Raw genomic sequence first — 8,188 nt, 5'->3', positions numbered from 1 at the left:
GAAGATGGCATCCACCGCCACATTGGCCAGCCGCTTTTGCTCTGACAAGGGGATCCCCAATTTCTCGAAGGTCTCCAGCAGCACCGGATCCACTTCGTCCAGGCTCTTTTTCTTGGGCTGCACCTTGGGGGCCGAGTAGTAGACAATGTTTTGGTAGTCAATGGGCGGGTAGCTGACGTTGGGCCAGGTGGGCTCGCTCATCTTCAGCCACTGGCGGTAGGCCCGCAGCCGGAACTCTAGCATAAAGTCCGGCTCCCCTTTCTTGGCCCAGATCTGCCGAATCACCTCTTCGTTCAAGCCTTTGCCAATCGACTCAGAGGGGATGTCGGTTACAAAGCCGTACTTGTAGGGCTGGTTGACCAGGGCGCGGACACTTGTAGACATGGATGGCTCTCAGAGAGTGACAGGGTAGAAACGCGACCAAGCTAGATGGCCAAATAAAACAACAGAGTTGTTGTTTAACTGATCCTCAGGTTACTTTAGCAATGATCCCGTTGTCAAAATAGCAGAGAGCTGTGCTGGCAGCGGCAGCCGATTAACCCAGTCTAACCAGGAGGGCGAGGGTGGACAGCACGCGCAAGATCACCGGGCAGGTCGCTCAACCCGCTTCGAGTAAGCAGGCCATCTTGGTCTACCTGCGCAAGGCGGGGCAGGCCAACGCCCAAACGCTGGCAGAGCACCTGCGCATTTCTCCCCAGGCCATCCGCCGCCACCTCAAGGATCTGGAGGCAGAGGGGTTGATCCAACATATCGCTCAACCCAATGGCCTAGGCCGCCCCCAGCATCTCTATCAGCTCAGTCCCTTGGGAGAAGAGCAATTTCCCGCCAGCTACGATGAGTTTGCCCTTGGTCTGCTCAACACCCTGGCCGAAACTCTGGGATCCGAGCAGATGGGATCCCTTCTCCACCACCAGTGGCAGCGCAAAGCCCGGGAGTATCAGGCCCAGCTGGGATCCGGATCCCTGCGGGAGCGGCTGGAGCGTTTGGTGCAGTTGCGCCAGGCAGAGGGTTACATGGCGGAGTACTACCCCTATCCTGCCGACCTGACTGTGCCGATGGCAGCAGAGGGATCCGAGTATTACGTCGAGCAGTATGTGTTGGTTGAGCACAATTGCGCCATTGCCCAGATTGCCCACACCTTTCCCAGCGTCTGCGGCCACGAGCTGGAGATGTTTGCTGCCGCCTTGCCCGATTGCCGAGTAGAGCGCATCACCTGGCAGGTGCAGGGAGAACACCCCTGCGGCTACTGGATTGCCAAGCCGGCGGCTCGGTCGGCTTAAGACTTCCCGCTGGTCTCTCCGCCAGGAAACCGGATCCCTGAGGTGTCAAACGAGGTTTTTTCGGGTATAGTTATCTCGTACAGGTTTTAAGTTTGCTCTCCGCATGGTCTGGCGCGCTTCCTTTTTTGGCTACTTTACCTTTCCCTGGCAACGACCAGGGCGGAAGGGTGGCGCGTAAACTAAAGACCTAGGTTTACCCGAGTCAGTCCTGAAGCCCTGAGCCCAGCGCCAGGGCTTTTTTGATGGCTCGACGACCCCATCCACCCACTTGCACACTAAGGACAGTTCCATGCCCCCCCAAACCGACAATTGCAACATCCAAGAGGTGACTCCCTTGATTGCCCCTGCTGCTGTCAAGGCCAAGCTGCCCCTTACGGAAACGGCAGCGCAAGTGGTGCTCTCCACTCGGCAAGCCATCCGCGACATCATCCACGGACGGGATCTCCATCGCTTGGTGGTGATCGTCGGCCCCTGTTCCATCCACGATCCCGCAGCGGCTCTGGAGTATGCCCATCGCCTCAAGCGGGTGGCCGACCAAACTCGGGAGCACCTGGTGATCGTTATGCGCACGTATTTTGAGAAACCCCGCACCACGGTGGGCTGGAAGGGCCTGATCAACGATCCCCACCTGGATGGTTCGTGCGACATTGCCACCGGCTTGCAACTGGCCCGTTCCATTCTCCTGCAGATCAACGAGCTGGGCCTGGCCTGTGCTACCGAGATGCTGGATCCGGTGACCCCTCAATACACGGCGGATCTGGTGAGCTGGGCGGCCATTGGCGCCAGAACCATCGAAAGCCAAACTCACCGGGAAATGGCCAGCGGTCTCTCCATGCCTGTGGGCTTCAAAAACGGCACCGATGGACGGCTGGAAATCGCTCTCAATGCCATCCTCTCCGCCAGCCATCCCCACAGTTTCTTGGGCATTGGCCAAGATGGCATGACGGCTTTGGTAAAAACCACCGGCAACCCGGATCGACACATTGTGTTGCGGGGGGGAGGGGGCAAGACCAACTACGGCCCGGAAGATGTGGCGCGGGCAGCACTGCTGATGAAGGATCAAGGGATCCCTCGCTCGGTGATGGTGGACTGCTCCCATGACAACTCCCACAAAAATTACCGCAACCAGGGATCCGTCTGTCGGGCGGTGCTACAGCAGTACCAGGCGGGGCAGCGGGCTTTGATGGGACTGATGCTGGAGAGCAACCTCTATCCGGGCAAGCAAACCTGGCATGAGGGGGCACCGCTCCAGTACGGGGTTTCCATCACCGATGGCTGCATCGGCTGGGAAGAGACGGAAGATCTGTTGCGGGAGATGGCGGCGACCGTAGAGGGAAGAGCGTTGGCCCTCAGCCGCTGAGGGACGGGGATCCCGGAGTTTGTTAAAGAATCAAAAAGGAAATGGGGACAAGGGGCAGCCTGCTCCTAGGGTCGAGCCAAGGTTTCGTTGTTTCGCCAGGCCCTGCGGGATAGGGTCTCCAGGTCGAGCTGGGAGGTTGTGATGGAGCTACAGATCCCCACCAGTGTTAGCAGCGACGGTCAGCAGCCCTATCCGGATCCCGATCGGATCCCTCGGCGACCCCCCGAGCAGTTGCGGGATCGGCTGATCGTCTCCGGCCTGCGCTACTACGGTTATACCGGTTTTGATGAGGCGGAACGGGCTTTGGGGCAATGGTTTGAGGTGGATTTCGAGTTGTGGGCGGATCTGCGCCCGGCTGCTCTCAGCGGCCAACTGTGTGATAGCCTCGACTACCGTTCTGCAGTGGCCGGGATTGCGGAACTGGTGAAAAGCAATCAGTTTGTGCTGATCGAGAGCTTGGCGGAGGCGATTGCCGAAATGGTGCTGCGGGAGACAGGGGCCAGCAAAGCTAAGATCCGATTGACCAAGTGTCATCCCCCGATCCCGGAGCTGACGGGGCGGGTTACTGTGGAGATCGTTCGTCCCTAAAACTTCTCTTAGCCCTTTTCTACCGACCTTGTGCTTGTTCTAGAACTCGCCTCTCCTACCTCTAAGGACTGGATCGACCAGGCCATCCGGCACATCGATCTGGTCTTGCTAGACCACGCCAACTGTGAGAAAAAAGCAGCGGGCAACGCCCTCAGTCTGCTCTTTCGCTACCCGGCTAACGGGCGTTTGGTGGAAACCCTCTCGCCGCTGGCGCGGGAGGAGCTGCAGCATTTTGAGCGGGTGCATCGCCACCTGCAACGGCTGGGGATCCCCATCAAGCCCTTGTCGGCTGCGCCCTATGCCGGTCGTCTGAACCAACACCTGCGCCGCTCCGAGCCGGAGCATCTGTTGGATACCCTGCTGGTGGCAGCCATTATCGAGGCCCGCAGCCACGAACGCTTGGGCCTGTTGGGGATCCACGCGCCCGACCCAGAGCTGCGGCAGTTTTATCTCTGGCTGGCGGCTGCGGAGGAGCGCCATTGGCAGCTTTATTTGGATTTGGCGTTGGAGCAGTTTCCCGCCGATCAGGTGCAGGAGCGGCTCGATACTCTACTCCAGGTGGAGGCCGAGATCTTGTCTTCCCTTCACCCCGAACCCCGTGTTCACAGCTAGCCCCACTCCGTTTCCCCCCGCGGTGCAGCTCCCATGTTCCAAGCGACGCGGCAGTGGTTGGCCTTCTGGTATACAACGGTTACGGCAGTGTTGCTGCTGTTGTTTGCCGGCAGCTTCTATTGGTACGTGCAGTCAACCCTGATCGAGCGGGTGGACGATACCCTTGGCCATGTGGTGGAGATTGTCGAGCGGTCTTTGGTGGTGGATGAGAGCCTCTTGGATCCGCAGCAGGCCCGCCGCAGCTTAGAGGCCAGCTTTCGGGATGATCCCAGCACCCTAGAGGACGATCACATCGACTTGGAGTGGTTCGGCCCTCAGGGAACGCTCATCTGGTCCACGGTACCCGGCGGGATCCCTGCCCCCCTGTTGACCGAGGGATCCCTGCACACTGCCCGTATCGCCCCTGGGTATTGGCTGCGCCAGTTCACCGAGCCGATTGTGGCCGGTGGGAAGCTGCTGGGCTATCTGCGGGTCAGCCATCCTTGGTTTGAGGTGAGCAAGCCAACGCGACAGTTGATCCGGGATCTTTCCCTGTGGGTGGTGGCCGGTTTGACGGGTGTGGGGGCCATTGGCTGGATGCTCTCCGGTTTGGCCATGCAACCCATCCGGCAGTCTTATCAGCAGCTCAAGCAATTTACCGCCGACGCCTCTCACGAGCTGCGCAGCCCCTTGGCCAGCATTCAAACCGCGGTACAGGTGGCTTTGGCAGATTCCCAATTGGATGCCGACACCCGGCAGCGCTGGCAGATGGTGGAGCGGTTGTGTTTACGGCTGGGTCGTCTGGTGGATGACCTGCTGTTTCTGGCCCGCCACGACAGCGGTATGGTGCCTTTCCAACCCCGTTGCTGTGCGCTGGATGCTCTGCTGCTGCAGGTGGTGGAGGAGCTGCAGGGCCTGGCCAACCAAAAACAGATCCGCTTGAAGCTGGAGATTGCTGCCCCTGAGAGCGGGACGGAACCTTCTCCCGCCCAAGTGGATCCCTTCGGTTTTTGGGGAGATGAAGATCAATTGGCCCGCCTGTTCACCAACCTGATTGAAAACGCCCTTCTCCACACTCCCCCGCAAGGAGAGGTGCAGGTGAGGCTGGAACAACGGCTGCGCTCCGGATCCCCAGAGCTGGTGGTGCGGGTACAAGATACCGGGCCAGGGATCCCCCCCCAGGCTCTGCCCCATGTGTTCGATCGCTTTTATCGAGCAGATCCGGCTCGCAGCGGGGATCCCGGTCGCCTCTCAGGGTCAGGTTTGGGGCTGGCAATTGTCAGAAGCATTGCCCAGCAGCATCAAGGTCAAGTGCAGGTGGAGAGTAAGCTGGGCCAGGGATCCAGCTTTGAGGTCATTTTGCCGCAGCGACAGTTGGAAATCTGTACCCCAGAGAGGGTCTGAAAGTGCTCTGGAAAACAGACAGTCCTCAGTCAATATGCTAGCTTTAAGCCGAAAATTGACTTGGTTTTTATTCAGAACCGTATTGGCCCGGTTGAACTGAATTTCTGGGTGTCAAAGACCTTCTCTTAACCTTTGCTTTCCAGATTTAAGAATCTCTCTTTTTCCCCGATAAAACGGCAGAGATGGGATCGGATCCCAGGCTCTTGCCCTTCTCAGCCGGCTGCTGAGCTGTTGATTGGGTGATGAGTGAGTGCAGTCCGCCCGCGCAGCCCCACAATTTCCCATTGAATCCTGTGCCAGGAAAACGTTATGTATCGCTTCCAGGTTCGTGCCATCACCCAGCCGGGCGAGAGAATTGCCTTGGTGGGATCCAGCGCAAAATTGGGCTCCTGGGATCCCTGCCATTGCATTTGGCTGCAAACGGATCCGACTCGCTATCCGCTGTGGTGGGTAGAGTTGCCGTTGAGCCCGGCAGATGGCGCGCCCGGCCCGCTGTTACCCTACAGTGGATGTTTAAAAGAAACTCCTCGAGTGGAGTACCGATATCTGCGCGTGCAAGCCGGTGGCGAAGTGATTTGGGAATCCACCGCTGTCAATCGCTGGGTGCCCCTTGAACCAGAACCTTTACCGGCAGTTTTGATTGTCGAGGATGGAGAGTTTGGCCAGATCCCTGCCTATCCTTACGGCTATTTTGCCGATCCCATTCCTGAGGTCGAACCGGAAAATCCGCAAGGGCTAAAAGTCGTCATTTTGGGCAGCTCCGTTGCCCTGGGGTGCAGCGCTTGGCTGTTGCGAGGTTGGGCTTGGCTGTTGCAGAAAGCTCTGCAAGAACGCTATGGCCATCAAGTGCGAAATCTCTCTGAACTGGGGGCAAACGTCAGCCGAACTCTGTTGCGGTTTGAACAGGTAGTGATCCCTGAACGTCCTGATGTCGTTATTGTTGCCCTGTCCTTGGGAAATGAAGGCTTGGTATCGGCCTTGCCCCAGCATCGCCGCGCCCTGCAGAGGCGGTTTGAAAACGGCCTGCAGCGGCTAATTCAGCGAATTCAAGACATTGGAGCCTTGCCAGTTCTGGGAGGGGTTTATCCCCATGCAAACTACGGCCCAGAACAGCATCTTCTTTTGCAAGAAACTCAGCAAAGAATGCTCAGCTGGGGATGCCCTGTGTTCAATTGGCTGCCTCATTTGGAAGATGGACAGGGCCGCTGGAAACCAGACCTTGCTTTTGACCCAGCTCACCCCAATTCCAAGGGTCATCAGGTCATGTTTGAGGCCATCGATCTCTCTCTTCTGGATCCCAGCCAAGTTAGCTCGGCTCGTGGCAAGCTCCCTCAACCCATTGGGGAGCAGGTCATTTTTGAAGAGGAGCATGGTTTTTGGGTAACCGTAGAGACGGGCAAAAATCAATTTCGCATCGTGAATGTAACTCCCTATCCCTATACCATCACGCCCACTTGGCAGCCTTTGCAAGCCGCTTTCCAAAAAGCACGTCTACAACCGGGTCTGTATGTTGGCAGAAGCGATGAAAGGATAGGGGATGCGACCCTATATTCACTTTCCATACGAGAAGATGGTTCAGTGCAAACAACCCTCTCCATTCCTGCGGATGCCGATCTTGTCTTCTCCCCAGTAGCCCAGTTCTTTTCCTCAGCAGCAGTAGAAACGATCTTCGAGGATGGATCGTTGATCCTTCTCAAGCTCAGTGGATCCTCAGAAGGCTCTTCTGATCCCATACCTCGCCTGTGCGTGATCAACCAGAGCAATCACGAGTACAACATCCACCCCATGTGGAAGGAAGTGCGGGCTGCTCTCAAAGCCATGCCGATGGGTGTTTACGAAGATCCGAGCCACCGGGAAGCTCTCTTCCGCACCTTGATGATCGGGGAAGGCGGCCTCGAAAGCCGGGTAAAGACTGCTCCCGAATCGGTCATGCTGCTGGAATACACCTGCAAATTATCGGATATTCATCGTGTTGCCATTGTGCCGTTAGGGGATCGCTGCGCGGTGCGAATGCTGCTCTACAAGTTGGAATATGACGGGCCTGCCTTTCCTTTTGATTTGACACGCACCAGCAATTTGGCTGATGTGGCCGATATGATCCACAACGAGTTTCAGGGCATGTGGGATCCGCAATATTTGCACTACAGTCCTGAAGATCGGCGAATTTACCACAGCAAGTGGACGGGCCTCTCCTTTGGCCATGAGGTGGAAGAGGGGGAGGATCCACTTCAGAATATGGATCCCATCTATGAGCGAATGCGAACTCGCTACACTGCTCGCGCCAAGCGCTTTATGCATGTTTTGGAAAAAGCCGATAAAGTCTTGTTTGTGCGCACAGGAGGTTGCCGGCGAGAGGCCGTTACTGACTTGATGGATAAGCTATCGGCCAAGCGCAGGGGTAAGCCTTTTCTGTTGCTGATTATTTCCCCTCAGTCTTCTGATGAATTTGCCGAGATCCCCAATGTTATTCATTATGAGATGGAGTTGAATCCCGACCGCATGTGCGCAGATCCTGAGCATTGGAAGTACTGCACAGGGCTGATGAGGGATATTCTCCATTCTTTGGGGGTCTCTACCCGAAATCTCTTTTGGTGCCCCCCACAACTATAGGTGTTCTAAGTAAGTTTAAGAGATTGTCCCTCACACCCAACCCTCTTTCCAAAATCAGGAGAGAGGAGCTTGATCTCTGCGAGCTGCTTCACTGTGATCCGGAAGAATGGCTGCTGCTGTAGCCATCAAAAATTACGGTCATTCCGATTCAAGCCAGGACACTGCAGCCGCACCTAAAGCGTTGGTCGCGTCTTCGCGTCAGCATTGCGGAGCAATAATGCACACGCTAGTAGGGCTTTTCTCAGCAGCCCAGGCGTCTCCCCCTCACCCGAAAAGCTACCAGTTGACAGCTTCAAGCCTATCGGGATGACAGGATTCGAACCTGCGACCCCTTCGTCCCGAACGAAGTGCGCTA

General features: G+C 57.0%; 6 protein-coding genes and 1 pseudogene. 6 read left to right on the top strand and 1 reads right to left on the bottom strand.

Annotation, left to right across the window (positions count from 1 at the left end):
- Positions 1 to 384, bottom strand: a pseudogene (locus NW838_RS03860) (Fe-S cluster assembly protein SufB); the annotation flags it as partial.
- Between the two features lie 179 nt (positions 385 to 563).
- On the opposite strand from NW838_RS03860, the gene sufR reads away from it, so the two are divergent.
- The 6 genes from sufR to NW838_RS03830 all read left to right on the top strand — a co-directional run bounded on the left by sufR (position 564) and on the right by NW838_RS03830 (position 7,833).
- Entirely contained in the window at positions 564 to 1,280 is a 717-nt protein-coding gene (gene sufR, locus NW838_RS03855) for an iron-sulfur cluster biosynthesis transcriptional regulator SufR (RefSeq protein WP_414357848.1), read from the top strand.
- 289 nt (positions 1,281 to 1,569) lie between these two features.
- Positions 1,570 to 2,640 (top strand): 3-deoxy-7-phosphoheptulonate synthase, encoded by a 1,071-nt coding sequence (locus tag NW838_RS03850; protein WP_414357850.1) that lies wholly within the window; start codon positions 1,570 to 1,572, stop codon positions 2,638 to 2,640.
- A 141-nt stretch (positions 2,641 to 2,781) separates the two neighbouring features.
- Positions 2,782 to 3,228, top strand: a complete 447-nt coding sequence (folB, locus tag NW838_RS03845) for a dihydroneopterin aldolase (protein WP_414357851.1) — start codon at positions 2,782 to 2,784, stop codon at positions 3,226 to 3,228.
- A 30-nt stretch (positions 3,229 to 3,258) separates the two neighbouring features.
- On the top strand, positions 3,259 to 3,840 hold the full coding sequence (locus NW838_RS03840; RefSeq protein WP_414342126.1) for a tRNA-(ms[2]io[6]A)-hydroxylase: 582 nt from the start codon (positions 3,259 to 3,261) through the stop codon (positions 3,838 to 3,840).
- 33 nt (positions 3,841 to 3,873) lie between these two features.
- Entirely contained in the window at positions 3,874 to 5,223 is a 1,350-nt protein-coding gene (locus tag NW838_RS03835) for a sensor histidine kinase (RefSeq protein WP_414357853.1), read from the top strand.
- A 309-nt stretch (positions 5,224 to 5,532) separates the two neighbouring features.
- The gene (locus NW838_RS03830) at positions 5,533 to 7,833 is read left to right on the top strand and encodes a DUF1796 family putative cysteine peptidase (protein ID WP_414427523.1); all 2,301 of its coding nucleotides are present in this window, start codon (positions 5,533 to 5,535) and stop codon (positions 7,831 to 7,833) included.
- Positions 7,834 to 8,188 lie beyond the last annotated feature (355 nt).

Source organism: Synechococcus sp. R55.2, assembly GCF_047462075.1.
Taxonomy (GTDB): Bacteria; Cyanobacteriota; Cyanobacteriia; order Thermostichales; family Thermostichaceae; genus Thermostichus.
Note: the sequence above shows the minus strand (reverse complement) of the source record. Positions and strands in the feature narration are given on the sequence as shown.

Coding starts and splice junctions, on each gene's coding strand:
- NW838_RS03850 (WP_414357850.1), top strand. CDS start 1,570: ATGCCCCCCCAAACCGACAATTGCAACATCCAAGAGGTGACTCCCTTG.
- folB (WP_414357851.1), top strand. CDS start 2,782: ATGGAGCTACAGATCCCCACCAGTGTTAGCAGCGACGGTCAGCAGCCC.
- NW838_RS03835 (WP_414357853.1), top strand. CDS start 3,874: ATGTTCCAAGCGACGCGGCAGTGGTTGGCCTTCTGGTATACAACGGTT.
- NW838_RS03830 (WP_414427523.1), top strand. CDS start 5,533: ATGTATCGCTTCCAGGTTCGTGCCATCACCCAGCCGGGCGAGAGAATT.